21 protein-coding genes are annotated in these 22,659 nt (G+C 71.3%); 9 read left to right on the top strand and 12 right to left on the bottom strand.

From position 1 onward, the window contains the following. The first annotated feature begins 2 nt into the window (after positions 1-2). Positions 3-728: an alpha/beta fold hydrolase gene (locus AC1DCT_RS16035; RefSeq protein ID WP_477430321.1), complete on the top strand. Its 726-nt coding sequence runs from the start codon at positions 3-5 to the stop codon at positions 726-728. A gap of 81 nt (positions 729-809) precedes the next feature. Next, on the top strand, positions 810-1,793 hold the full coding sequence (locus AC1DCT_RS16040; RefSeq protein ID WP_477430322.1) for a methyltransferase family protein: 984 nt from the start codon (positions 810-812) through the stop codon (positions 1,791-1,793). Between the two features lie 182 nt (positions 1,794-1,975). Here AC1DCT_RS16040 and AC1DCT_RS16045 read toward each other — a convergent pair whose 3' ends face one another. Then, positions 1,976-3,301, bottom strand: coding sequence for an amidohydrolase (locus AC1DCT_RS16045; protein WP_441977267.1), 1,326 nt, complete (start codon positions 3,299-3,301; stop codon positions 1,976-1,978). 270 nt (positions 3,302-3,571) lie between these two features. Between AC1DCT_RS16045 and AC1DCT_RS16050 the strand changes: the two genes are divergently transcribed. The 3 genes from AC1DCT_RS16050 to AC1DCT_RS16060 all read left to right on the top strand — a co-directional run bounded on the left by AC1DCT_RS16050 (position 3,572) and on the right by AC1DCT_RS16060 (position 6,856). Next, positions 3,572-5,023: a glyceraldehyde-3-phosphate dehydrogenase gene (locus AC1DCT_RS16050; protein ID WP_441977266.1), complete on the top strand. Its 1,452-nt coding sequence runs from the start codon at positions 3,572-3,574 to the stop codon at positions 5,021-5,023. Positions 5,024-5,165: 142 nt separating this feature from the next. Beyond that, positions 5,166-5,834: a response regulator transcription factor gene (locus tag AC1DCT_RS16055; protein ID WP_477430323.1), complete on the top strand. Its 669-nt coding sequence runs from the start codon at positions 5,166-5,168 to the stop codon at positions 5,832-5,834. Next, entirely contained in the window at positions 5,831-6,856 is a 1,026-nt protein-coding gene (locus AC1DCT_RS16060) for a sensor histidine kinase (RefSeq protein ID WP_477430324.1), read from the top strand. The genes AC1DCT_RS16055 and AC1DCT_RS16060 overlap by 4 nt, the downstream gene beginning before the upstream one ends. 83 nt (positions 6,857-6,939) lie before the next feature. On the opposite strand, the gene AC1DCT_RS16065 is transcribed toward AC1DCT_RS16060, so the two are convergent. From AC1DCT_RS16065 to AC1DCT_RS16075, 3 genes are read right to left on the bottom strand one after another with little or no spacing between them, the layout of a single operon-like run. After that, the gene (locus tag AC1DCT_RS16065; protein WP_477430325.1) at positions 6,940-7,821 is read right to left on the bottom strand and encodes an FAD:protein FMN transferase; all 882 of its coding nucleotides are present in this window, start codon (positions 7,819-7,821) and stop codon (positions 6,940-6,942) included. After that, positions 7,818-8,354: an FMN-binding protein gene (locus tag AC1DCT_RS16070; RefSeq protein ID WP_477430326.1), complete on the bottom strand. Its 537-nt coding sequence runs from the start codon at positions 8,352-8,354 to the stop codon at positions 7,818-7,820. The genes AC1DCT_RS16065 and AC1DCT_RS16070 overlap by 4 nt, the downstream gene beginning before the upstream one ends. Positions 8,355-8,377: 23 nt before the next feature. Continuing rightward, on the bottom strand, positions 8,378-9,790 hold the full coding sequence (locus AC1DCT_RS16075) for a ferredoxin reductase family protein (RefSeq protein ID WP_477430327.1): 1,413 nt from the start codon (positions 9,788-9,790) through the stop codon (positions 8,378-8,380). Between the two features lie 179 nt (positions 9,791-9,969). On the opposite strand from AC1DCT_RS16075, the gene AC1DCT_RS16080 reads away from it, so the two are divergent. Next, entirely contained in the window at positions 9,970-11,040 is a 1,071-nt protein-coding gene (locus AC1DCT_RS16080; RefSeq protein WP_477430328.1) for a winged helix DNA-binding domain-containing protein, read from the top strand. Between the two features lie 21 nt (positions 11,041-11,061). Here the strand turns inward: AC1DCT_RS16080 and AC1DCT_RS16085 are convergent, their stop codons facing one another. Then, positions 11,062-12,501: a helix-turn-helix domain-containing protein gene (locus tag AC1DCT_RS16085; RefSeq protein ID WP_477430329.1), complete on the bottom strand. Its 1,440-nt coding sequence runs from the start codon at positions 12,499-12,501 to the stop codon at positions 11,062-11,064. A 110-nt stretch (positions 12,502-12,611) separates the two neighbouring features. Between AC1DCT_RS16085 and AC1DCT_RS16090 the strand changes: the two genes are divergently transcribed. The 3 genes from AC1DCT_RS16090 to AC1DCT_RS16100 all read left to right on the top strand — a co-directional run bounded on the left by AC1DCT_RS16090 (position 12,612) and on the right by AC1DCT_RS16100 (position 16,697). Next, the gene (locus tag AC1DCT_RS16090; protein ID WP_477430330.1) at positions 12,612-14,480 is read left to right on the top strand and encodes a phosphoenolpyruvate carboxykinase (GTP); all 1,869 of its coding nucleotides are present in this window, start codon (positions 12,612-12,614) and stop codon (positions 14,478-14,480) included. A gap of 201 nt (positions 14,481-14,681) precedes the next feature. Next, entirely contained in the window at positions 14,682-15,632 is a 951-nt protein-coding gene (locus AC1DCT_RS16095; RefSeq protein ID WP_477430331.1) for a hypothetical protein, read from the top strand. A 30-nt stretch (positions 15,633-15,662) separates the two neighbouring features. After that, positions 15,663-16,697: a S66 family peptidase gene (locus tag AC1DCT_RS16100; RefSeq protein ID WP_477430332.1), complete on the top strand. Its 1,035-nt coding sequence runs from the start codon at positions 15,663-15,665 to the stop codon at positions 16,695-16,697. A 15-nt stretch (positions 16,698-16,712) separates the two neighbouring features. Here the strand turns inward: AC1DCT_RS16100 and AC1DCT_RS16105 are convergent, their stop codons facing one another. The 7 genes from AC1DCT_RS16105 to AC1DCT_RS16135 all read right to left on the bottom strand — a co-directional run bounded on the left by AC1DCT_RS16105 (position 16,713) and on the right by AC1DCT_RS16135 (position 22,577). Further along, positions 16,713-16,913, bottom strand: a complete 201-nt coding sequence (locus tag AC1DCT_RS16105) for an AsnC family protein (protein ID WP_440733369.1) — start codon at positions 16,911-16,913, stop codon at positions 16,713-16,715. An 87-nt stretch (positions 16,914-17,000) separates the two neighbouring features. Then, positions 17,001-17,417: a hypothetical protein gene (locus tag AC1DCT_RS16110; protein WP_477230891.1), complete on the bottom strand. Its 417-nt coding sequence runs from the start codon at positions 17,415-17,417 to the stop codon at positions 17,001-17,003. Between the two features lie 11 nt (positions 17,418-17,428). Continuing rightward, entirely contained in the window at positions 17,429-18,910 is a 1,482-nt protein-coding gene (locus AC1DCT_RS16115; protein WP_477430333.1) for an aldehyde dehydrogenase family protein, read from the bottom strand. Continuing rightward, complete coding sequence (locus AC1DCT_RS16120; RefSeq protein ID WP_477430334.1) at positions 18,907-20,136, bottom strand: amidohydrolase; 1,230 nt, start codon at positions 20,134-20,136, stop codon at positions 18,907-18,909. The genes AC1DCT_RS16115 and AC1DCT_RS16120 overlap by 4 nt, the downstream gene beginning before the upstream one ends. After that, positions 20,129-20,800, bottom strand: coding sequence for a DUF1028 domain-containing protein (locus AC1DCT_RS16125; RefSeq protein ID WP_477230888.1), 672 nt, complete (start codon positions 20,798-20,800; stop codon positions 20,129-20,131). Before AC1DCT_RS16125 ends, AC1DCT_RS16120 begins: the two co-directional genes overlap by 8 nt. After that, positions 20,797-21,252, bottom strand: coding sequence for a RidA family protein (locus AC1DCT_RS16130; protein WP_477430509.1), 456 nt, complete (start codon positions 21,250-21,252; stop codon positions 20,797-20,799). The genes AC1DCT_RS16125 and AC1DCT_RS16130 overlap by 4 nt, the downstream gene beginning before the upstream one ends. Then, positions 21,252-22,577, bottom strand: a complete 1,326-nt coding sequence (locus AC1DCT_RS16135; RefSeq protein ID WP_477430335.1) for a flavin-containing monooxygenase — start codon at positions 22,575-22,577, stop codon at positions 21,252-21,254. Before AC1DCT_RS16135 ends, AC1DCT_RS16130 begins: the two co-directional genes overlap by 1 nt. Positions 22,578-22,659: the final 82 nt, after the last annotated feature.

Raw genomic sequence — 22,659 nt, forward strand, 5'->3', positions numbered from 1 at the left:
CGATGACCGGCGCACCCAGGATCGCCCTGTCCGTCGTCCGCTCGGAGGGTGCCGGCCGACCGGCCCTGTTCCTGCACGGCCTCGCCTCGCGCGCCCGGCTCGACTGGCCCTGCGCCGCATGGGAGCCTGCCCTCGCGGATCGACCGGCTCTGCTCGTGGACCTGCCGGCGCACGGCGACAGTCCTGCGGCCGGCGTGCTCTCCACGTCACGCGTGGTCGACCTGCTCGCGCAGACTGTCGCATCGATCGCCTCGGGGGAGGAGATCGACGTCGTCGGCTACTCCCTGGGCGCGCGTCTCGCGTGGGCGCTCGCCGGGCACCCCGAGGTCGCGGTGCGCCGTCTCGTGCTCGGCGGGCTCAGCCCGTGGGAGCCGTTCACGATGGTCGACCTGCCCGCCGCCCGAGCCGCGCTCGCCGGAGGGCCGGCGCCGGCGGATCCGATCACCGGCATGATCCTGGGTATGGCTGCGCTCCCCGGGAACCGCCCCGAGGAGCTGCTCGATCTCATCGAGGGGCTCGCGTCGGAGCCGTTCGACCCGGCCGTCGCCGCGCCGACGCAGCCCGTGCTGCTGCTCGGCGGGACCGAGGACCCGATGTCGGAGGGCATCGACATGCTCGCCGCCGCCGTGGCGGGCTCCCGCGTCGTGCGGGTGCCGGGCGACCACCTCGCGGCGCTGCACGCTCCCGAGTTCCGCACCGCCGTCGTGGAGTTCCTCGCCGAGGACTGAGCCCGGCGCGGTCCCCGAAGCTCCCCTGGACACCCCCTGTCCATTATTTCCTACAATTGTAGAAACATGAAAGGCATGTACATGACCACCACTCCCGACGCCGCGCGGATCCTGGACATCGCGACGGGCTACATGGCCTCGAAGCAGCTCTTCGAGGCCAGCCGGATCGGCCTGTTCCCGGCGATCTCGAATGGCGCCGACACGGTCCCCGCCATCGCCGAGCGCACCGGCGCGAGTGAGCGCATCGTGCGCATCCTCGCCGACGCGATGACGGGCAAGGGGCTGCTGACGCGTACCGAAGGCCGCTATGCGCTCGAGCCGGACGCGGCCGCCTACCTGGCCGGAGACGCCTCGGTCGTGGACCTCGCGCCGTTCCTCACCTTCCTCGGCGAGATCAGCTACCCGCACTGGCTGCAGTTCGCGCACACCGTCGACACGACCGAGCCCGGCGACCTGCAGATGGACGACGCCCGCTGGGGGACCTTCATGGCCGGCGTCATGACCTACAACGCCCTGCACGCGCAGGAGTTCGGCCGTCTCGTCGACCTCTCCGCCGCGACGAACGCGCTGGACTTCGGCGGCCTGTCGGCGGGCTTCGCGCTCGAGGCGATGCGGCGCAACCCGGGCCTGCGCACCACCTTCCTCTACGCGCCCGGGTTCGAGGGCGGCATCGCCGAGGCCGTCGAGGCGGCGGGCGTGGCGGACCGCGCCACGGTCGAGGTCGGCGACACGGCGGGCGCGCAGCCGCAGGGCGCCTACGATGCGGTGCTCGCGAACCACGTGGTTCACCGGTTCTCGGCCGAGGAGAACGCGCAGATCTTCCGCAACCTCAGGGCCGCAGCGGTGCCCGGCGCCACCCTCACCGTGCTCGACTTCTTCCTCGACGACGACGCGCAGCAGCGCGGCATCGACGCGCTGCATGCGGGGGAGTACCTCGTGATCGACGGCACGGTCGTCTACCCCGAGGCGCAGGTCCGCGGCTGGCTGGCCGACGCGGGCTGGGAGGTGCGCGAGAAGATCGCCCTCCCCGCAAGCCCGCGGGTGCTCATCGCCACGGCGGTGTGAGAGCGGCGCGGCCTCGCGCGGCTCCTGTTCCGGGCGAGGCCGCGCGTCAGGATCCGGCTCTCGCGGACGGGACCGGATCCAGGGCGGGCGACGAGCGGACGCGTCGCCCGCCCCGTTCATCCACACGGCTCCGTGGCGAGCGTGAGGCGGCGAGCGGTGTGGTGGTCGCTCGCGCGCCCGCACTACGCCTGTGCGAACACCGTCCTGCCGTCGACGATGGTCCGCGCGATGCCGACATCGCCGAACGGACGACCTGGCGCGGCGGGGTCCTCGTCCAGGACCGTGATGTCCGCGACCTTGCCGACCTCGAGCGATCCCTTCCAGGCTGCGGCGCCGTCCTGGCGCGCCGGATCGATGGTCACGCACCGGAGCAGCTGCTCGCGGATGCCCGCGTCGTCGCGGCCGAGCAGCGCGAGCGAGGCGTCCAGGCCGATGCGCCAGTCCGGCGTCGCGATCGGTGCGTCGCTCGTGATCGTGGTCAGCGCCCCCGAGGCGATCATGTGGCTCAGCGGCCAGGCGGCGGCGATACGGGCCGCGCCGAGCTGTGCGCCCGCCCAGTCCCGGGTGTGCTCCGCGATGAGCGGCTGCACGGCGAAGCCGGCGCCGACGGCGCCCATGCGCTCGATCTGAGCAGGGGTCGCGAGGTCGGCGTGCACGACGTAGTGCGGTGCGGCGGCGGCCCTGGGGTGCGCCTCGAGCACCCGCAGGAACTCCTCGATCGACCGGTCGCCCGTCGCGTGCACCGCGACCTGCTCGCCCCGTTCGACGGCGAGGCCGATCATGCGCCGGTACGCGTGCAGCGCTCCCTCGGCGCCCTGGGGCAGCAGTCCGCCCGACGTGCCGTCGGGGTAGGGCTCGCTGACCCAGGCGGTCGTCATCGGAGGGATCCCGTCGGCGAAGATCTTGACCCCGGTGACGGCGAGCCAGTGCGGATCCGTCTCGGGTTTCGGCGCGCGGATCCCCTGCTCGAAGGCCGCGAGGTCGGCCGAGCCGTCCAGTTCCCCGAACAGACGCAGCAGCGTGACACGGGCGGTCTGGACGCCGGCGCGATGAAGCTCGAGGTAGGTGTCCATCATCGCGGTGCCGAAGCACCCGGTCTCGCCGGCGTCCTCACCTGGGCCGATCCCGGGTTCGGTGTAACTCGTGATGCCGAGTTCGGCGAGCAGACGCCAGGCGTTGCGCAGCGCGGCTCGGCGCTCGACGGCGGTGCGTATGAGCGTGCCAGAGGGCTGCTCGTGCGGTGAGGCGTCGGAGAAGAACAGGTGCGGCCAGCGCGCGCCGAGCCAGGCGGCATGCAGGTGCGCGTCGTTCACGCCGGGGATGGCGGTGCGGCCGTCGAGATCGACGGTTTCGGTCGCGTGGAGCCCGAGCGCCTCCGCACCCAGGGCGATGATGCGGCCCGCTCGAACCGCGAGGGCGTCGGTCGTCGACCCGCCCGGATCGAGCGTGCGGATCCGTCCGCCGCGCAGGAGGAGGTCGGCCTCATCGCCGAGGTGATTCGCGTTCATTATTCCACCAGTGTAGACGAAAGGTGGGAGGGCGTGCGGCGTTGGATGGACCAAGGTGGGCTCCGTGTCCAGGCGCGGGTTCCGGGCTCTTTGCGTTCCCGTGCGCGGACATGTCGGCGCTCGCCTTGAGCGGCAGGGAAAGAACCGCGATTCTTGCACCCCGGATCGGCCGGGCGCGCGTCCTGCGTCCGCCTACCCTGGATACGGGCGGATCCGCCCCTCCCGATCCCGCGCCACTGACCCCTGGCGCATCTGCTTGCAAGGACGCTGATGAACGACTTCGCCGCGCGCCGCGACGACTGGAAGGCCAGAGAAGAACTCGCAGAGCGGATGATCCCGCTGATCGGCGGGCTGAACCGCGATCGTGACGTGGTGACGTCGCTGCACGGACATCGCCTGCTCGGCCTGTCCACCACGGAGATTCTCGAGGTGCACGAGCGCGTCGCCGCGCTCGGTCATGACGAGCTCGCACTCGAGGACACCCTCGCCGTGCTCGAGGCGCTGCGCGAAATCTCGCCCTCCGCCGCATCGCTCGACCTCGGCCGCCTCAGCGAGAGCGTGCAGGGCGACGTCGCAGGGCTGACCGAGCGCCTCCGCGTCGAGCTCGCGCCGGCCCTCGGCGAGGCCTCGCCCGCCGAGCCCACCGACGTGGTGCTGTACGGCTTCGGCCGCATCGGGCGTCTGCTCGCCCGCATCCTCATCGCGCACACCGGCGGCGGCAGCGGGCTGCGCCTGCGGGCCATCGTCGTGCGCAAGGGCGCCGAGAACGACCTGGTCAAGCGCGCGTCGCTGCTGCTGCGCGACTCCGTGCACGGCCGCTTCGAGGGCTCCGTCGACGTCGACGAGGAGAACTCACAGCTCATCGCCAACGGCACCCGGATCCAGGTGATCTACTCGAACGACCCCGCGACGATCGACTACACCGCGTACGGCATCCGCGACGCGATCGTCGTTGACAACACCGGCCGCTGGCGCGATGAGGCCGGCCTCAGCCGTCACCTCGAGTCCACCGGCGTCGCCCGGGTGCTGCTCACCGCCCCGGGCAAGGGCGATCTGAAGAACATCGTGCACGGCATCAACCACGACACCATCGCCGACGACGACCGGATCCTGTCCGCCGCGTCCTGCACCACGAATGCGATCACGCCGGTGCTGAAGGCGGTCGACGAGGCGTACGGCATCGTCCGCGGCCACGTCGAGACGGTGCACTCGTTCACGAACGACCAGAACCTCATCGACAACTTCCACTCCGGAGACCGCCGCGGCCGCTCCGCCGTGCTGAACATGGTCATCACCGAGACCGGAGCCGCGAAGGCCGTCGCCCGGGCTCTGCCGGAACTCGCGGGCAAGCTGACCGGATCCGCGATCCGCGTGCCCACGCCCGATGTGTCGCTCGCGGTGCTGCACCTCACCCTGGAGCGTCCGGCCGAGAAGGCGGAGATCAACGACTACCTGCGCCGCGTGTCGCTGCACTCGAAGCTGCGCCAGCAGATCGACTACGTCGAGTCGCCCGAGGTCGTCTCGACCGACTTCGTCGGCTCGCACCGGGCGGGCATCGTCGATGGCCTCGCGACCATCGCGAACGGCACCGACGTGATCCTTTACGTCTGGTACGACAACGAGTTCGGCTACTCCAGCCAGGTCATCCGCGTGCTCGAGGTCATGGCCGGTTCGCACCCGATCGTGCTTCCGGTGCGCCGCGAGGTCACGCTGCAGGGCTGAGCGAGCTCGAGATTCGGGGCGCGTTCCACGGGATCCACTCCCCGGGGCGCGCCCCGAATCGTGTGCGGCGCACTCCTGTGCAGCGCTTCCTCGGTCTCGTCTTGGAACGGGTGTGGTGCAATCCTGAGGACAGGAGGCCCGCATGATCGACGCCCGGCCGCGACTCCTCTACGTGGAGGACGACGTTGACATCGCCGAGATGACCCTTGAGGTGCTCGGCGAGACGTATGCCGTCGACCACGTGACCGACGGCGCGGTCGCGCTGCGTCGCGCGCTCGACGAGCGCTACGACGTGATGCTCGTCGACCGGCGGCTGCCCGGCATGGACGGTGCGAGCCTCGTCGAGGCGATCCGCACGGCGCGCATCACAACTCCGGTGCTCATGCTGACCGCCCTCGGCGCGGTGCCGGACCGCGTGGAGGGCCTCGACGCGGGCGCGAACGACTACCTCACGAAGCCGTTCGACTTCGACGAGCTGCTTGCCCGGCTGCGCGCGCTGCGCCGCGGCTTTCAGGCCGAGGGGCGACGAAGGGCGATCGGTGACTGGACGTTCATCCCGGATTCCTGGGTGCTGCATTCCCCGACCGGACTGCGGGTGTCGCTGACCGCCACGGAGTCGGCGTTCCTCGAGTTCCTCTCGGCCAGCCCCGAACGCGTGTTCAGCCGCGAGGAGATCCTGCGTGGCGTCTTCTCCTCGGCCGACGGAGTCGGGACCGTCGACACCTATGTGCACTACATCCGGCGCAAGACCACGCCCGAGATGATCGACACCGTGCGCGGGCGGGGCTATCGGGCGGGGGATCCGACGTGAGCGGATCCGCCGATCGTGAGCGGGTGCGGCGCTCGGCGCGCCAGATCGGGCTCTGGACCGGTATCGCGTCCGCGGTCGTGATCACGGCCGGTGTCGGGATCCTCGTCGCCGTGATCCTCGCGACGTCACGGCCGCAGGGTGACGACCGGGGCGCGGCGGGGTCCCGGCCCGGTGGCCTCGCCTTGGACAATCCGGACCACGTCGTCGTCGACGTGGACCGGGTGCTGCCCTGGGTGGTCGTGCTAGGCATCGTCGGTGTCGCGCTGCTCGGGCTCATCGCGTGGTTCACGGCCCGGCGCGCGGTCGCGCCGCTGGAGGTGGCGCTGCAGGCGCAGCGCGACTTCGTCGCCGACGCGAGCCATGAGCTGCGCACTCCGCTCACGGCTCTGTCCAGCCGTGTACAGATCCTCCAGCGTCGAGTGGCGCGCGGCGAGGACATCGGCGATGCCCTCGAGCGGCTGCGCGGCGACACTGCCGCCATGGACGACATCCTGACCGAGCTCCTACTCGCCGCGCAGACGGATCAGGGCCCGGTCGAGGCCGCAGCGGCGGACGCGGCGGACGCGGCAGGGGCTGCGGTGGAGCTGATCCGACCGATCGCGGATGGCGCCGCGGTGGCGCTGCGATCCGATCTCGCCCCCGGGATCGCTGTCGCCGTGCCGGCCGTCACACTGACCCGGCTCTGCACGGCGCTTGTGGACAACGCGATCCAGCACGCGCCGCGAGGGACGATGGTCACGATCACGGCCTCCCGAGGCGTCGGCAGCGGGCGCGGCTTCGCCGAGCTCCGCGTCGCCGATCGCGGGGCCGGCGTGCCCGCGGGGGAGCAGGAGCGGATCTTCACACGTTTCGCCCGGGGAGCCGAGACCGGACGCCGGCGCGGCTTCGGGCTCGGTCTCGCCCTGGTGCGCGACGTGGCGACGCGCTACGGCGGATCCGTCGTCATCGAGGACACGTCGGACGCGGGCACCACGTTCCTGCTGCGCCTTCCCCTCGCGGTCGCGGCCCCCCGGGCTCGTTGAGCGACGACGTGCGCCGCGCGATGGAGTCGAAACGGCGACGTCGCGGGAGACGGCGTTGCGTCTCGCTCCCGCTCCGTGCTCGCTCAACGACCCCCGATGAGGGATCGAGTGACGTCCTCGCCGACGGCGATCTCCACTCCGTGCGCCCAGCGCCGGATGCGGCCGTCCGCCGCGATCAGCATGCCCGAGCAGTCGGGCGCGGCTCGCAGCCAAGTGAGGTCGTCGAAGCCGGCGACCACGGCGATCGTGGCCCACGCGTCGGCATCGCTCAGCCGGTCGGCGATCACGGTCGCCGTGGGGGCGTCGAGCACGGCGCGTCCCGTGCGCGGATCGACGATGTGCGCGCCCCGCTCGGACGGCCCGGAGGTCGCCACGGCGCCCTCCCGCAGCGGCACCTGCGCCCGCACGTCTCCGGGGCGGAGCGGATCCGCGATGCCGACGTTCCAGACCCAGTCCGTGCCGGGCGCGGTGAGCAGCTGCATGTCCCCGCCTGCGGAGAGCCCCGCCGCGATCACGTCGTCCTCGGCGAGCAGCGGCGCGAGATGGCGGGTGGTCGCGCGCTCGACGGCCCAGCCCTTGACGTATCCTGTCGGGTCGAACCAGCCGTGCCTGTTCGCATCGAACCGCCCGCCGCTGTCCGACGCGAGGCGTACGCAGGCTTCTGAGACCTCGAGCATCCGCGGGTCCGCGTCCTCCGGGTGCAGCGATCCCTCGCGCAGCAGCGAGATCTGCGAGTCGGAGCGAAACGGGGAGAACAGCGCATCCATCTCGTGCAGCTCGTCCAGTGCGGCGGCCTGCGCGGCGGCGATCCGTGCGGCGACGTCCGGCGTAGGGAAAGCGGTGCTGGTGAGCACGTGCGCGCTCGCGACCGTGCCCATGAGCTCGGCAGTGACGACATGGCGCCCGGGCCCGGCCGTGCGCACGTCGCTCGGCGACGATCCCGCGGGCGGCGTCGCGATGCTCATGCCTTCGCCTGATCGATCGCGCTCTGCAGCGACTGCGTGTACCCGTCGGACGTGAAGGTTGCCCCCGAGACCATGTCGATCTGCACGGACTGCGCGCTCTTGGTCTCCGAGATGAGGATCGGGATGGCCTGCGCGTTGATCTCCTCATCGCGGCGCTCGGTGTTCGGGTACTGCGGCACGGACACGTCGGTGATCTGCCCTCCGGACACGGTGATCTCGACCTGCACGGCGCCGTAGCGCGTGTCCACGGCCTGCCCCGTGAAGCTGCCGTCCTTGAGGCCGCTGGAGGATGTGGAACCGGAGGACGTCCCGGATCCTGACGCCGTTGAGCCCGACGCCCCGCCGGACGACCCGGACGCGGTTGTAGAGGATGAGCCGCTCGTGCTCGTCCCTGTGGCGGATCCGGTCGTGCTCTTCGTCGGGGTGCCCGTGCCGGTCGCCGCCGCGGGCACGGCTTCGAGCGAGGTGCGGTAACTGAACAGCAGCACGAGCCCCGTGAGCGTGGCAAGGACGGCGTAGACGATCTTCTTCATGATGCTCTCCTGTCGTTCTCGGTTCAGACCGCGAATGCTTCGCTGTGGATGCGGGAGGCGTCGACGCCCGCGGCGCGGAGATCCTTACGGATGCTCTGCATCCACGGGATCGGCCCGCAGAGGTACACGTCGTAGGCGGAGAGGTCTCCCGCAATGCGCTGCAGCAGCTGTGCGCCGTCCCACTGTGCGTGGGTCGCGGGCACCCAGCTCGTGCCGGAGTCGGCGCGGCGGCCGTGCATCGTGTAATGCACGAGCCCGCGGTCGACCACGAGCCGGTCGATCTCCGCGCGCCGCAGTCCGTGCCCGGCCGAGTGGTCGCGTGTCACGAGGACCGCCTCGCCCGGCACGTACGGTTCGGACTCCAGCAGGGCGACGAGCGGGGCTACGCCGGCCCCGGCGCCCAGCATGAGCAGCCGGGATCCGCTCCGGCGCTCGCCGGTCATGTGGCCGTAGGGTCCTTCCACCATGACCCGCGTGCCCGGACGCAGCTCGGACAGCCGGTCCGTCCCGTCTCCGACGCGGCGAGCCGAAATGACCAGCTCGTCGCCGGCCGGATCGGCCGCGAGGGAGAACGGGTGGCCGCGGGTCCAGCCCGGTCCGTCCACGAAGCGCCAGATGAAGAACTGACCGGCGCGGGCACCGAGCCGATGCACGTCGCGACCGGCGACGCGGACCGACACCCCGTCCTGGCCGTCGGGGGACACGGCGACCACGCGCAGCCCGTGCCGGGCGCTGCGGATCAGCGGCACCGCCACGCGGAACCAGAGCACGCACGCGGCGGTAACGGCCCACAGCGCCCACCAGTAGAAGGTCGCACCGGCGGACGCCGTGAAGTCCGCACCGGTCCACAGCATGTGCGGGATCGCGAGGCCGACGCCGAGGTATCCGTACAGGTGCAGCAGATGCCAGGACTCGTAGCGCAACCGGCGACGAGCACGGCGGATCGAGGTGACCACGACGAGGATCAACAGTCCCGTTCCGGCCGTCGCGAGGAGCATCCCGGGGTAGTCCCAGACGAAGCTCCAGGCCTGCACGATCACGTTCGTGTGGGAGGTGACCGCATAGCCCGCCGTGATCAGGACGAGGTGCGCGAGAAGCAGCCAGAACGACCAGAACCCGACGAGGCGGTGCAGCCGGGTGATGCCGTCCCGCCCGAAACCGCGCTCGAACACGGGCACACGGGCCATGAGCAGCACCTGGTACAGCAGCAGGTTCGCCGACACGAGGCCCGTCAGTCGACCCAGCGTCGTGAGTGTGTCGCCGTCGAGGGCGAGGAGCGACTGCACTCCGGCGCCGCCCACCCAGAGCGCGAGCACGAAGAGACTCGTCGCCCAGATCAGCGTCACGGCGGCCATGCGCCAGAACGTGGGGCGCAACCGGCGGACCGGCGCGGCGACGAGTCGCGGCACCGGGGCGAGGGAGGTGAGCGTTGCCATGGCACCATCGTCGGCGCGGGTTTGACAGAGAAGCCCAAGAATCGGCCGTCTTGAGCGTCGTCATAGGAAACTCATCGGATCCGACCGGATCGCGCCCGCGGCGCCCGGGCAGGGGAAGCATGCGAGGCGTCTGATCGCGGAGCCCGGCCTGTGTCCGGGCCTCACGGCATGATGGGTCCATGACGGCTCTCCTGAGCGAACGCCTCCGTTCGCATCGGCTCACCGCCCCCGCGCGCACCCCGGTCGCCGCCGCCCGGCACATGCTCGCCGTGCAGGGGCAGGAGTTCGTCGCCGGCCGCTGGGCGCTCGGGCTCCGTTCGTCCGGTGCGCCGACTCTCGCCTCGGTCGACGCGGCTTTCGACCGCGGCGAGCTCGTGCGCACCCACACCATGCGCGGCACGCTGCACGTGATCCCCTCGGAGGACCTGCGCTGGGTGCTGTCGGTGACCGGCCAGCGGCAGCTCCGCCAGGACGCGACGCGTCAGCGCCAGCTCGGTATCGACGATGCCCTCGTCGCCCGGGTCGAGTCGGCGTTCCGCGAGCGCCTGGCCGATGGTGGGCGCACGAGGGCGCAGCTGTTCGACGACCTCGCGGAGATCGGCATCGATCCGGCGGGCCAACGCGGCGTGCACCTCATCTATGCACTCAATGTGCGCGGCATCCTGGTCCAGGGACCGGTCGTGCACCGCGACGACGCGGTCTCGCGCGAGCAGCTGTTCATGCTCGCGGAGGAATGGATCCCCGAGACCCCTGCCCCGGCGGATCCACTCGTCGAGCTCTTCGTCCGCTACATCGATGGGCACGGTCCCGCGACGGTCGACGATTTCGCTTGGTGGTCGGGTCTGCCGATCACCGCCGCGCGCGAGGCCGTGGAGCGCGGGAGCGCGCGGGTGACGGAGACGAGTGCGGGCGCGTTCGTCAGTGCAGTACGTCCGCGCCGCGCCGCCGGTGCGGACGACGCCGTCACGCTCGCCCTGCCGATGTTCGACGAGTACTACATCTCCTACGCCGACCGCTCAGCGGTGGCGTCACCCGAGAGCATGGCGCTCATCGGCCCGGGCAAGAACGGCATGGTGCGGGCGAGCCTGCTCGCGGCGGGCCGCATCGCCGGCGCCTGGACGCACTCCGCCGCGGTCGGCCGGCACCGGGACGATCCGATTGCGGAGCTCTTCGACGCAGAGCCTGCGCCGGATCCCGCCGCCGTCGCGCCAGCCCTGCGCCGCTACGCCGCCTTCGTGTCTGCGCACTGAGCCCGAGGGGAAGGGCAACCCCTACTGGGCGGCGTGGCGGTCCAGGAAGGAGTACACCTCGTTGTCGTCGACGCCGGGGAACGCGCCGCGGGGGAGCGGCGAGAACATGTGCGTGTGCACGCGGGCGCTCGGCCAGGCCTTGTTGTTCCAGCGCTCCGCGATCCCGACCGGAGGGCGGCGGCAGCACGCCTCGTCGGGGCAGGTCGACTGCGCACGATCGGTGGTCTCCCGCCCGCGCCACCAGCGGGCGTCGTCGAACGGCACGCCGACCGTGATCGAGAAGCCGCCGCCGTCGGTGGATCCGGTCTGCGTCGAGCACCAGAACGTTCCGGACGGGGTGTCCGTGTACTGGTAGTGCTCCGTGGTGCGATTGCGCTGGCTGAAGGCGGCGCGCGCCGAGAACTTGCGGCACACGGTGAGACCCTCGACGGATCCGGTGACGTCCATCGGCAGCGGCAGGTCGTCGTTCTCGTACACACGGGTGAGCGCGCCCGACTCGTCCACGCGCAGGAAGTGCAGTCGCATGTCGAGGTGCTTCGTCATGAGGTTGGTCATCCGCATGCCGGCGGCCTCGTGGGTCACGCCGAACGCGTCGCGGAAGTCCTCCACGGCGAGGTTGCGGTCCTTCTTCGCCTGCTGCAGGAAGGCGACGCCCGCGGTCTCGGGGATGAGGCAGCACGCGGCGAAGTAGTTGATCTCCACCCGCTGCTGCAGGAAGTCGGCGTAGTCGGTCGGGGGAGTGTGCCCGAGCAGGCGGTGCGCCATCGCCTGCAGCGCCATCGAGCGCAGGCCGTGGCCGCCGGGGATCGATGCCGGCGGGAGGTAGATCCGCCCGTGCTCAAGATCCGTGACCGAGCGCGTGGAGTGCGGCAGGTCGTCGACGTACAGCAGCTCGAACCCGAGCTGCTCGGCCATGATGCTCACGGTGCGGTGCGTGAGAGCTCCGGAGGAGTGCCCTGCCGCCTTCAGCTGCTTCTCGGCGAGCGCCTCGATCTCTGGCAGATGGTTGTCCAGCGCACGCATTTTCAGACGCAGCTCGGTGTTGGCCCGCCGCGCCTCCTCCGGCGTGGCGATCGCCTCGCGCTCACGGCGATGCAGCTCGCGGTGCAGGCCCAGGATCGACTCGATCGTCTCGTCGGGCATGCCCTTGCTCACCCGCACCGGGGCGATCCCGAGCTGACGGAACACCGAGCTGGACTGCGCGCGGTCGAGTTCGATCTCCAGCGCAGCGCGCCGGTTCGGCGGCTCGCCGGAGATGAGGTCGCTCACCTCGGTGCCGGTCGCGTCGGCGATGGCCTGCAGCAGCGAGAGCTTCGGCTCCCGCTTGCCGTTCTCGATGAGGCTGAGCTGGGAGCCTGCGACACCGACGGCGGCGCCGAGCTCGTCCAGGGTCATGCCGCTGCGCGTGCGGTGGTGTCGGATGCGATGTCCGAGGGTGGTGAGCTCGAGTCCGGAGGCCATGGAATTGATCATAGCGAAAGAATCAATATTCTTGAAGCCAACAACGCCCCGAAGAGTGCCGAATACTGGCGCAGAATGGTCACATCGCCCCAGGCTTTAAGGAGCAGACAATGGCTATCGCCGAGACGTTCACCCCGCGGACCTCCCCCCTCGCTGCTGTGCGCGAGTACGGTGCGGCTCCCGAGTACGACACCCCGGCCTTCGCCGCGCTCAGCGCGTGGGTCGACGAGATCAGCGCCCTGACCCAGCCCGACCGCGTGCACTGGATCGACGGATCCGCCGCGGAGAACGACGCCCTGCTGCACGAGCTCGTCGACGAGGGCAAGCTCATCAAGCTGAACCCGGAGTGGCGTCCCGGCTCCTACCTGGCGCGTTCGCACCCCAGTGACGTCGCCCGCACGGAGGGACGCACCTTCATCGCCTCGGCGAAGGAGATCGACGCCGGCCCCACGAACAACTGGGAGAATCCCGCCGAGATGCACGCGAAGATGAACGAGATCTTCGAGGGCTCGATGCGCGGTCGCACGATGTACGTCGTGCCGTTCTCGATGGGCCCGGTCGGCGGACCGATCTCGCAGATCGGCGTGCAGGTCACCGACAGCGCCTACGCCGTCGCCTCGATCGGCATCATGACCCGCGTCGGCGAGGCCGTGGTCCGCGAGATCGCGAACGGCGCTCAGTGGGTGCGCACCGTGCACTCCGTCGGGGCCCCGCTGGCCCCCGGTGAAGCCGATACCACCTGGCCCTGCAACGACGAGAAATGGATCGTGCACTTCCCAGACACGCTCGAGGTGTACTCCTTCGGCTCCGGCTACGGCGGCAACGCGATCCTCGCGAAGAAGTGCTTCGCGCTGCGCATCGCCTCGGTGCTCGCCCGCGACGAGGGCTGGATGGCCGAGCACATGCTGCTCATCCGCGTCATCTCGCCCCAGGGCAAGGCCTACCATGTGGCCGCAGCGTTCCCGTCGGCGTGCGGCAAGACCAACCTCGCGATGCTCCGCCCCACGATCCCGGGCTGGAAGGTCGAGACGCTCGGCGACGACATCACCTGGATCCGCCCGGGTGCTGACGGCCGCATGCGGGCGATCAACCCCGAGGCCGGCTTCTTCGGCGTCGCGCCGGGCACCGGCGAGTCCACCAACGTCACCGCGGTCGAGACGCTCTGGGGCAACACGATCTTCACGAACGTGGCGCTGCGCCCCGACGGCGATGTGTGGTGGGAGGGCCTGACCGATGAGGCTCCCGCGAACCTCATCGACTGGGAGGGCAACGCGTGGACTCCGGAATCCGGCCGTCCCGCCGCGCACCCGAACTCGCGCTTCACCGTGTCGGCGGCGCAGTGCCCGCAGATCGCGGAGGACTGGGAGGACCCGGAGGGCGTGGCTCTCGACGTGATCCTCTTCGGTGGCCGCCGCGCCACCAACGTCCCGCTCGTCGTCGAGGCGACGGACTGGAGCCACGGCGTGTTCCTGGGCGCGACCATCTCGTCCGAGCGCACGGCGGCGGCGGAGGGCACGCTCGGCGAGCTGCGCCGCGACCCGTTCGCGATGCTGCCGTTCTGCGGTTACAACATGGGCGACTACTTCGCGCACTGGCTGAAGATGGGCCGTGCCGTCCGCTTCGACAAGGCTCCGCGCATCTTCCAGGTGAACTGGTTCCGCCGCGGCTCCGACGGCCGGTTCCTGTGGCCCGGCTTCGGCGACAACGCCCGCGTGCTCGACTGGATCATCCGTCGCATCGAGGGCGAGGTCGACGCCGTCGACAGCCCGATCGGACGCCTGCCCAGGATCGAGGACCTCAACCTCGAGGGTGCGGATGTCGCCGACGAGGATCTCGCCGAGCTGTTCAGCGTCGACACCGCGTCGTGGACCCGCGAGGCCGACTCGACCGAGGAGTTCTTCGCAACGTTCGGCGACCGCCTCCCGGCGGCGCTCACCACCGAGCTCGCCTCGCTGCGCTACCGCCTCGCGAGCGCATAAGACGTGATCCGGTTCCTCCGCCCGTGTGAACGGCCGGGGGACCGGATCCACCAGGACCCGCGGCGGCGGGATGCCGGAGACAGACCCATGGCTGAGTGGTCTCCGGCATCCTGCCGCCGCGTTCGCGGTATAGCGGGGATCCGACCGTCTCGTGTGTGCGGCGTCCATGCGTGAGGCGGCGCGGCGGAGTAGCGTCGCGGCATGGACGTCATCGATTACCTGATGGACTCCGATCCCGCGATCCGCTGGCAGGTCCTGCGCGACCTGACGGGTGCGTCTCCGGAGGAGGTCGCGACGGAGCGCGCCCGCGTGGCCGCCGAGGGATGGGGAGCTCGCCTGCTCGCACTGCAGGCGGAGGACGGGCTGTGGGACGGCGGGGTGTACCGGCCCGGCTGGGTCGATGAGAGCCGTCCTATGTATGACGCGTGGACCGCCACGCACTTCAGCCTGCAGCAGCTGGTCGACTTCGGCCCCGACCCTGCGGACGAGCGGGTGCGCAGGGCGGTCACGCGGGTGCGCGAGGGCGTGCGCTGGGACCAGGAGAACGCCCCGCGGTACTTCGACGGCGAGACGGAGCCGTGCATCAATGGGGTGGTCCTCTCGAACGCCGCGTATTTCGGGGAGCCCGGCGACGCCGTCGTCCGCACTCTCCTCGCCGGGCAGCTGGCGGACGGCGGGTGGAACTGCTGGGCGGAGTACGGCGCCACGACCTCGTCGCTGCACTCCACGATCTGCGTGCTCGAGGGGCTCCTCGCCTGGGAGCGGGCGACCGGCGGCACCGAGGTGTCGCGGACCGCGCGGCTGGCCGCGGAGGAGTATCTGCTGGCGCGCCGGCTGTTCCTGCGACGCAGCACGGGGGCGGTCATCGACCCGCGCTTCACGATGGCCTCGTACCCGGTGCGCTGGTACTACGACGTGCTGCGCGGCCTGGACTACCTGCGCCGGGCGCGCCCCGAGGGCGATCCGCGCTGCGCCGACGCGATCGAGCTGTTGCGCTCCCAGCGGGGCGCGGATGGCCTGTGGCGACTGGAGAACACGCACGAGGGGCCGACGCCGTTCGCCATGGAGGGCGAGTCCGAGGGGTTCCCGAGTCGCTGGGTCACTCTCAGGGTGCTGCGGGTGCTGCGCTGGGCGGGGGACGACGTCGTCTGACGGGGGAATCCGCGCCCTTAGGCTGAAGCGATGCTCCTTCCGCCCAAGGCCAGACCAGGCGACCGCATCGCCGTGCTCTCCCCGGCATTCGCCGCACCTGCCGTCTCGCTGCCCGTGCACGAGCAGGCGATGCGCCGACTGGAGGAGGTCACAGGGCTGATTCCGGTCGAATACCCGACGACGCGGCAGCTCGGCGCGTCCGCCGAGGCCCGCGCGGCCGACGTGAATGCGGCCTTTGCGGACCCGTCGATCCGAGCCGTCATCGCGACGATCGGCGGAGACGATCAGATCCTCGTGACGTCGCATCTCGACGCTGCCGCTGTGCAGGCGGACCCCAAGCCGTTCCTGGGATACAGCGACAACACCAACATCCTGAACTGGCTGTGGCGGCAGGGGATCGCGGGCTACTACGGCGGCTCGACGCAGGTGCATCTCGGCCCAGGCCCCATGGTCGACGAGATCCACGCCCGCTCGCTGCGCGCGGCGCTGCTCGATGGCGGCACGATCGAACTCGACGAACCGGGGGAGTCGGAAGACTTCGGGCAGCGTTGGGAGCACCCGGACGCACTCACTCGGTTCGGCGAGCGGGAACCGACCGAGCCGTGGGTATGGGCAGGGAGTGCCGTTCACGTGGCGGGACCGACCTGGGGCGGGTGCATCGAGGTGCTCGCTCAGCTCGCGCTCGCAGGACGCTTTCCCCGGGAGGAGCGACTCGACGGTGCGATCCTGCTCCTCGAGACGAGCGAGCGGCTCACCCCGGCGCCCATGGTGGCGGAGCAGCTCCGCGCCTACGGGGAGCGGGGATTGCTTGCGCGGGTCTCGGGGGTCGTGGTCGCGCGGCCGCCTGTCAGCACCCACGAGGTCGTCCCCTCGGCGGAGGAGCGCGCCACCGCCCGTGCTGCTCAGCGCGATGCCGTTCTCGCTGCGATGACCCGCTACAACCCGGACGCGGTGGTGTGCGTGGGAGTGCCGTTCGGGCACACCAGGCCGCAGTGGATCGTGCCGTACGGTGGCATGCTCGTGCTGGACGGCGCCGCGCGCCGGGTCGTGGCCGACTACGCCTGACGGCGCACGCCGATGTCAGCGCCGCCCGAACCGGCGGTGCGCCGCCTGCCGGGTCGTGCCCAGTGCGCTGGCGATCGCCTGCCAGGAGTAGCCGGCGGCGCGCGCGCGGCGCACCTGCACCTCCTCGGCGCGGGCGATGTCGCGACGCACCTCGACCAGTCGGTGCAGTTCGGCGAGAGGTTCGCCCTGCGGATCCGTCGCCTGCGCGGTCTTCATGATTCTCTCGCCTCCATGATGAAGTCTTCTCGCGTCAATGCTGGTTGACGCGAGGGAGGCGTGTCAAGGGATGTTGACGGGATCCGCTCAGCCCTGAGCGGACAGCTCGCCCGCCCGACGGCGGTTCCGCACCCCGATCGCGAGGACGGCGCCCATGACCAGCGCGAGCTCGAGCGCATTGAGGCCGAGCGCCGCACTGTGCAAGGCGTCGAGCGGCGTCGCCTCCTGCGCGAGGCCATGCGTGTGCCCGCCCATTCCGGTGCCCCCCGACCACACGTGCAGCAGCAGCATCGCGGCCGCCATCGCCATCGCCGCACCCCACGCCGCGTCGGGAAGGGCCGCGCGACGAGGGCGCAGGCAGAGCGCACAGGTCGCCGCGAGCAGCACCATCGCCGCCGCGAGCACGGACGGGCCGCTCAGCAGCATCGCCGCGTGCACTGCGACGCAGGCGACGGTCGTCAGCAGCGTCGCGAGCTGAAGCACGGCCCAGCGCGGGTGGATCATCGTCGTCCTTCTCATCCGTGCTGGAACCAGGTCGTCTTCCAGTCGGTGTAGTTGTCCAGCGCATGCCGCGACAGGTCTCGGCCGAAGCCCGACTGCCGGAACCCGCCGAACGGCGTCGTGAGGCCCAGCGCATCGACCGTGTTGACCGAGACGGTGCCGGCGACGAGCCGCTCCGAGACCCGGTGCGCGCGGCCGAAGTCGGTCGTCCACAGCGAGGCCGCGAGGCCGTACTCGGTGTCGTTCGCGAGGCGGACCGCTTCGTCCTCGTCGTCGAAACCGAGTACCGCCACGAGGGGGCCGAACACCTCGACGTGGTGCAGGTCATGGTCCGCGCCGAGGCCGGTGACGATCGCGGGGTTGAGGTACGCGTCGGATCCGGTGATCGTCACGCGATCGCCACCCGCGACCAGGCCGCCGTCCGCAGCCGCCTGGGCGATCGTGGCGGAGACCTCGTCGGCGTGCGCGCGGCTGATCAGACTGCCGTTCCCATCGCTGCCCGCAAGCGGGTCGCTGGGAGCGTAGCCCCGTGCGGCGGCGGCGAGCAGGGCGACGAACTCGTCGTGCACCGACCGCTGCACCAGGATCCGCGAGTTCGCGGAGCACACCTGGCCCTGGTTGTAGAACGCGCCGAACGCGGCCTTCGCGGCCGCGGCCTCGAGGTCGGCATCCGCGAACACGAGGTTCGAGCTCTTCCCGCCGGCCTCGAGCGCGACCCGCTTCATGTTCGAGTTCCCGGCGCTCACCATGAGGCGCTTGGCGACGGCCGTCGAGCCGGTGAAGGCGAGCACATCGATGTCCGGGTGCAGCGCGATGCGCTCGCCGACGACGGATCCGCGCCCCGGCACGACATTGAGCACACCCGCGGGGATCCCCGCCTCGAGCGCCAGATCCGCGAGCCGCAGTGCGGTCAGCGAGGTCTCGGTCGCGGGCTTGTGAACGACACTGTTTCCGCTCGCGAGCGCCGGCGCGAGCTTCCACGCGGCGATCTCGAGAGGGTAGTTCCACGGCGTGATCGCGCCGACCACGCCGAGCGGCACGCGCTGGACGAGCGCGGTCGAGCCGGGTGGGGTGGCCGGGATCTCGTCGAACCGCTTGTCGGCCAGCTCGCCGTACCAGCGGAACGTCTCGGCGGTGCCGGGCACGTCGACGGTCAGTGTCTGTGCGATCGGCTTGCCGGAGTCGAGGGTCTCGAGCAGTGCGAGCTCCTCGAGGTTCGCCATGATCAGGTCGGCGAGACGGATCAGCGCCCGGCCGCGGTCGGCGGCGCTGCGCCGGCTCCACGAGCCCTCCTCGAACGCGCGCCGGGCGATTGCGACCGCGCGGTCGACGTCGTCCGCTGTGCCGGCGGCGAGATCGGCGAGGTGCGCGAGTGATCCGGGGCTCTGCACCGCGATCGTCGCAGCGTCCGACGCGTCGACGCGACGTCCGTCGATCACGGCACGGCCGTCGATCGCGAGCGCGCGGCTGCGTGCGGTCCAGTCGATGGGGGTCATGAGGCACTCTCCTTCAGAGCATTCTCGGGGATCGGAGCGTCCGCGCGGGCGGTGGCGACGTCGATCACGGTCCACGCCATGAGGACCGCGGCATCGAGCAGCGCCTTCTCCGCGACGGGGCCGACGCACGCGGCGGCGAACTCCTTCTGGTGGTTGCCGTACGGCAGCGAGCCGACCCCGATGTACGGGTGGATCGCGGGGACGAGCTGGGACACGTTGCCCATGTCGGTGGACGCCCGGTTCATCCGCCCGGCGACCTCCGGATCCGCGAACACACGCCCGCGTGCGATCGCGTTGGCCCGATAGAACGCGAGGGCGCGGTCGTCGGTGCGGAACTCGGAGTACGGCTTGCTCTCGGGCGTGACGCGCAGGGTGGCGCCCGAGGCGAGCGCCCCGGCCTCGAAGCAGCGGTTCACGCGCTCCTCGAGGACCTCCAGCTCCGCGAGCGAGTTCGCGCGCACGTACCAGCGGCCCTCGGTGCGCTCCGGGATCGCGTTCGGGGCGTGGCCGCCGACCGTCTGCACGCCGTGCACACGGGTGTCGGCAGGCAGCTGCTGGCGGAGCAGCCCGATCGCGACCTGTGCGACGAGGAACGCGTCGTTCGCGTTGACGCCCTGATCCGGATAGGCGGCGGCGTGCGCCGACACCCCGTCGTAGGCGATATGGCTGTGCGAGACGGCGAACGGCCGGGCCTCGGCGACATCGACGGGCGCGGGGTGCACCATCATCGCGAGGTCGAGGTCCCGGAACGCGCCGGCCTCGATCAGCTCGATCTTGCCGCCGCCGCCCTCCTCCGCGGGGGTGCCGTAGACGCGTACGGTGAGGCCGAGCTCGTCGGCGAGCGGCGCGAGCGCGAGCCCGGCGCCCACGGCACCGGCGGCGATGAGGTTGTGGCCGCATGCGTGCCCGAGCCCGGGCAGTGCGTCGTACTCGGCCATGATCCCGATCACCGTGGGGCCGGATCCGGTCTCGGCGAGCAGGGCCGTCTCCAGACCCAGATACGCCGGAGTGACCTGGAAGCCGGCCGCGGTCAGCGCCTCGCCGACCCAGCCGGCGGCGCGGTGCTCCTGCCAGGCCGTCTCCGGGTTCGCGTGCAGCGTCTCGGACAGCCGGATCAGGTCTGTGGCGGCCGCGGCGACGCTCGCGTCCGCGGCGGCCTTGAGCGCGGCGACGTCGGCGGGCGACCCGGCCGCGGGGGCCTCGGGGTGGACGGCGGCGTCACTCATCGCCGGGCACCCCGTAGCTCGGCGCGGCGGACGGGTCCATCCCGCGCGTGATGTACGCGTCGCGCTGCGGCAGCCAGACCTCGAGCAGCTCGCCCAGCTCGGCGATCGGGTCGCTCTCGGTCCAGTCCACGCGCAGATCCGTGACGCGCCAGCCGGCGTCATGCACGACAGAGAGCCCGGCCGAGTGCACCGGGCCCTCCTCGCCGCCCGCGGTGACGGCGGCCTGCATGGCCGCGAGCAGGCGCCGCTCGAGCTCGCCTTCGGCGGCGGCGAACGCGTCGACCATGAGCTGCGGGATGTCCGTCGAGGCGAGCATGTTGCCGCCCGCGGCGACCCCCGCGCCGGTGGCGGCGCCGACGTTGCCGAGCGCGCGCTCGCCCGAGTACACCGCCGCGCGGCCCTGCGCGTCGACGGCCAGCAGCTGCCGGAACGCGATGTGCTCGGTCCCTGCGGTCACGGCGTCCAGCGCCTCTTCGGCCGAGGCGCCGTCGCGCAGAGCGGCGAGCAGGATCGGGCCGAGGCGCGGATCCGTGATGTTCTGCGAGTTCACCGCGCCGACGCCGTCGGCCAGGTGCACGCAGCGCGCAGCGACCGCGGGGGAGGACGACGAGATCGCGGATCCGAAGGCGCCGGTCTCGTCGCGCGCGACGATCGAGAACGTCATCGCGCCGCCTCGTCGTCGGCGGCGGGCCCACGATCGGCCGCGCTGCTGATCACAGCGGTCGCGTCGATCTCGACGAGCCACTCAGGGCGGGCCAGCGCGCTCACCACGAGACCGGTCGAGACCGGGAAGACGCCGGTGAGCCAGCGGCCCATCACGCGGTAGACGGTCTCCCGGTAGCGCGGGTCGATGAGGTAGACGACGACCTTGACGATGTCGTCGAGGGAGGATCCGGCCTCTTCCAGCAGCATCGCGATGTTCGCCATCGCCTTCTCGGCCTGCGCCTCGACGTCGCCGATCCCGACCGACTCGCGGGTCTCCAGATCCTGACCGATCTGGCCGCGCAGGTACACGACGCCGTTCGCGACGACTGCCTGGCAGAGGTCGTTGTCGAGGTTCTGCTCGGGGTAGGTGACCTTGGTGTTGAACGGGCGGATGCGGGCGTGCGTGGGCATCATGCGACTCCTGTCTGTGCGAGGGCGGGGACAGACCGGGTGACGTCGGCCTGGGCGCTGGCGGTGGCGCCGGTCGCGGCGGGGTAGGCCGCATAGCCGCGCTGGATGCCGATCTGATCGGCGATGTAGCGCGCGTCGTGCCACACGCCCCAGAGGAAGCTGGAGCCGCGGCGGGACTGCCAGGGCAGCCCGAGGAAGTAGATCCCGGGCTCCGCGGAGACGCCGCGCTGGTGGATCGGCCGACCGCGCTCGTCGAAGGCCTCAGGGTCGATCTGCAGCCAGGAGTAGTCCAGCGCGAAGCCGGTGGCCCACACGATCGAGGTGATGCCGGCGTCCTTCAGGTCGAGCGAGAGGATCGGGTGCGTGAGGCTCTCCGGATCCGGTCCGATCACATGCGCCTCGGGCTCCTCCGGCAGGTCCAGCCCGTTGCGCAGCACGTAGGCGTCGGCTTCGTCGAGCACCGAGAGGTAATTCGCGTCTCCCGCGGCGATGTTGGCGCGCAGATCGGGCGCGATGGCGAGCACGCCGTCCTCGTAGTCGCCGGCGCGGCCGAGCAGCGTGACCCCGGTCGCGGCCAGCGCGCGGAAGTCGACGGTGTGCCCACCGCGCGCGCCGCTCACGGCGATCGTGACGTGCTCCGCGCCCACGGGAGGAGCGGCCATGTCCCACTTGCCGAGCACGCCCAGCCACCAGCAGAAGTCGCGGCCGCGGTAGCGGCGCGGCGGCCGGTCGTGCGGGCCCACCGCGAGGTAGACCTCGCGGCCCGAACGGCGCAGCTCATCGGCGATCTGCACGCCCGAGGATCCGGCGCCGACCACGAGCACGGCGCCCTCTGGCAGCTGCGCCGGGTTGCGGTACTGGTTGGAGTGGATCTGGTGGATCCCCGCGTCGTCCGGCACGACGGCCGGGATGATCGGACGCTGGAACGGCCCGGTCGCGGCGACCACGTAGCGGGCGTCGATCGTGCCCTCATCCGTCTCCACCCGGAAGCCGGGGCGGTTCACGTGCCGGCGCACGGACTGCACCTCGACGCCGGTGCGGATCGGTGCGTGGAACTTCTCGGCGTACGCAACGAGATACTCGGCGACCTGCTCCTTGCCCGCGAAGGCGTCCGGATCCACGTCGAACTCCAGGCCGGGGAAGCGGTCGTGCCAGGCCGGGCCGTTGGCGACCAGCGAGTCCCACCGCCAGGAGCGCCAGCGCTCCGCGATCCGATCCCGTTCCACGACGAGGTGCTCCACGCCCGCCCGGCTCAGGTGCTCGCTCATCGCGATGCCCGCCTGGCCGGCGCCGACGACCAGCACCTCCACGTCTTCGTGCGACATCCGTTCCTCCACTGCGCCGTTCCTCTACTGCCTCGGGTACTGCTGCTCCTCCATGCTCCCGAGGAGAGCGGCATCTGTACAC

The sequence above is a fragment of the Microbacterium sp. 10L49 genome, from assembly GCF_056395125.1.

Excerpts from the sequence above, each read along its gene's own strand:
- AC1DCT_RS16035 (WP_477430321.1), top strand. The coding sequence starts at position 3 with ATGACCGGCGCACCCAGGATCGCCCTGTCCGTCGTCCGCTCGGAGGGT.
- AC1DCT_RS16040 (WP_477430322.1), top strand. The coding sequence starts at position 810 with ATGACCACCACTCCCGACGCCGCGCGGATCCTGGACATCGCGACGGGC.
- AC1DCT_RS16045 (WP_441977267.1), bottom strand. The coding sequence starts at position 3,301 with ATGAACGCGAATCACCTCGGCGATGAGGCCGACCTCCTCCTGCGCGGC.
- AC1DCT_RS16050 (WP_441977266.1), top strand. The coding sequence starts at position 3,572 with ATGAACGACTTCGCCGCGCGCCGCGACGACTGGAAGGCCAGAGAAGAA.
- AC1DCT_RS16055 (WP_477430323.1), top strand. The coding sequence starts at position 5,166 with ATGATCGACGCCCGGCCGCGACTCCTCTACGTGGAGGACGACGTTGAC.
- AC1DCT_RS16065 (WP_477430325.1), bottom strand. The coding sequence starts at position 7,821 with ATGAGCATCGCGACGCCGCCCGCGGGATCGTCGCCGAGCGACGTGCGC.
- AC1DCT_RS16070 (WP_477430326.1), bottom strand. The coding sequence starts at position 8,354 with ATGAAGAAGATCGTCTACGCCGTCCTTGCCACGCTCACGGGGCTCGTG.
- AC1DCT_RS16075 (WP_477430327.1), bottom strand. The coding sequence starts at position 9,790 with ATGGCAACGCTCACCTCCCTCGCCCCGGTGCCGCGACTCGTCGCCGCG.
- AC1DCT_RS16080 (WP_477430328.1), top strand. The coding sequence starts at position 9,970 with ATGACGGCTCTCCTGAGCGAACGCCTCCGTTCGCATCGGCTCACCGCC.
- AC1DCT_RS16085 (WP_477430329.1), bottom strand. The coding sequence starts at position 12,501 with ATGGCCTCCGGACTCGAGCTCACCACCCTCGGACATCGCATCCGACAC.
- AC1DCT_RS16090 (WP_477430330.1), top strand. The coding sequence starts at position 12,612 with ATGGCTATCGCCGAGACGTTCACCCCGCGGACCTCCCCCCTCGCTGCT.
- AC1DCT_RS16095 (WP_477430331.1), top strand. The coding sequence starts at position 14,682 with ATGGACGTCATCGATTACCTGATGGACTCCGATCCCGCGATCCGCTGG.
- AC1DCT_RS16100 (WP_477430332.1), top strand. The coding sequence starts at position 15,663 with ATGCTCCTTCCGCCCAAGGCCAGACCAGGCGACCGCATCGCCGTGCTC.
- AC1DCT_RS16105 (WP_440733369.1), bottom strand. The coding sequence starts at position 16,913 with ATGAAGACCGCGCAGGCGACGGATCCGCAGGGCGAACCTCTCGCCGAA.
- AC1DCT_RS16110 (WP_477230891.1), bottom strand. The coding sequence starts at position 17,417 with ATGATCCACCCGCGCTGGGCCGTGCTTCAGCTCGCGACGCTGCTGACG.
- AC1DCT_RS16115 (WP_477430333.1), bottom strand. The coding sequence starts at position 18,910 with ATGACCCCCATCGACTGGACCGCACGCAGCCGCGCGCTCGCGATCGAC.
- AC1DCT_RS16120 (WP_477430334.1), bottom strand. The coding sequence starts at position 20,136 with ATGAGTGACGCCGCCGTCCACCCCGAGGCCCCCGCGGCCGGGTCGCCC.
- AC1DCT_RS16125 (WP_477230888.1), bottom strand. The coding sequence starts at position 20,800 with ATGACGTTCTCGATCGTCGCGCGCGACGAGACCGGCGCCTTCGGATCC.
- AC1DCT_RS16130 (WP_477430509.1), bottom strand. The coding sequence starts at position 21,252 with ATGCCCACGCACGCCCGCATCCGCCCGTTCAACACCAAGGTCACCTAC.
- AC1DCT_RS16135 (WP_477430335.1), bottom strand. The coding sequence starts at position 22,577 with ATGTCGCACGAAGACGTGGAGGTGCTGGTCGTCGGCGCCGGCCAGGCG.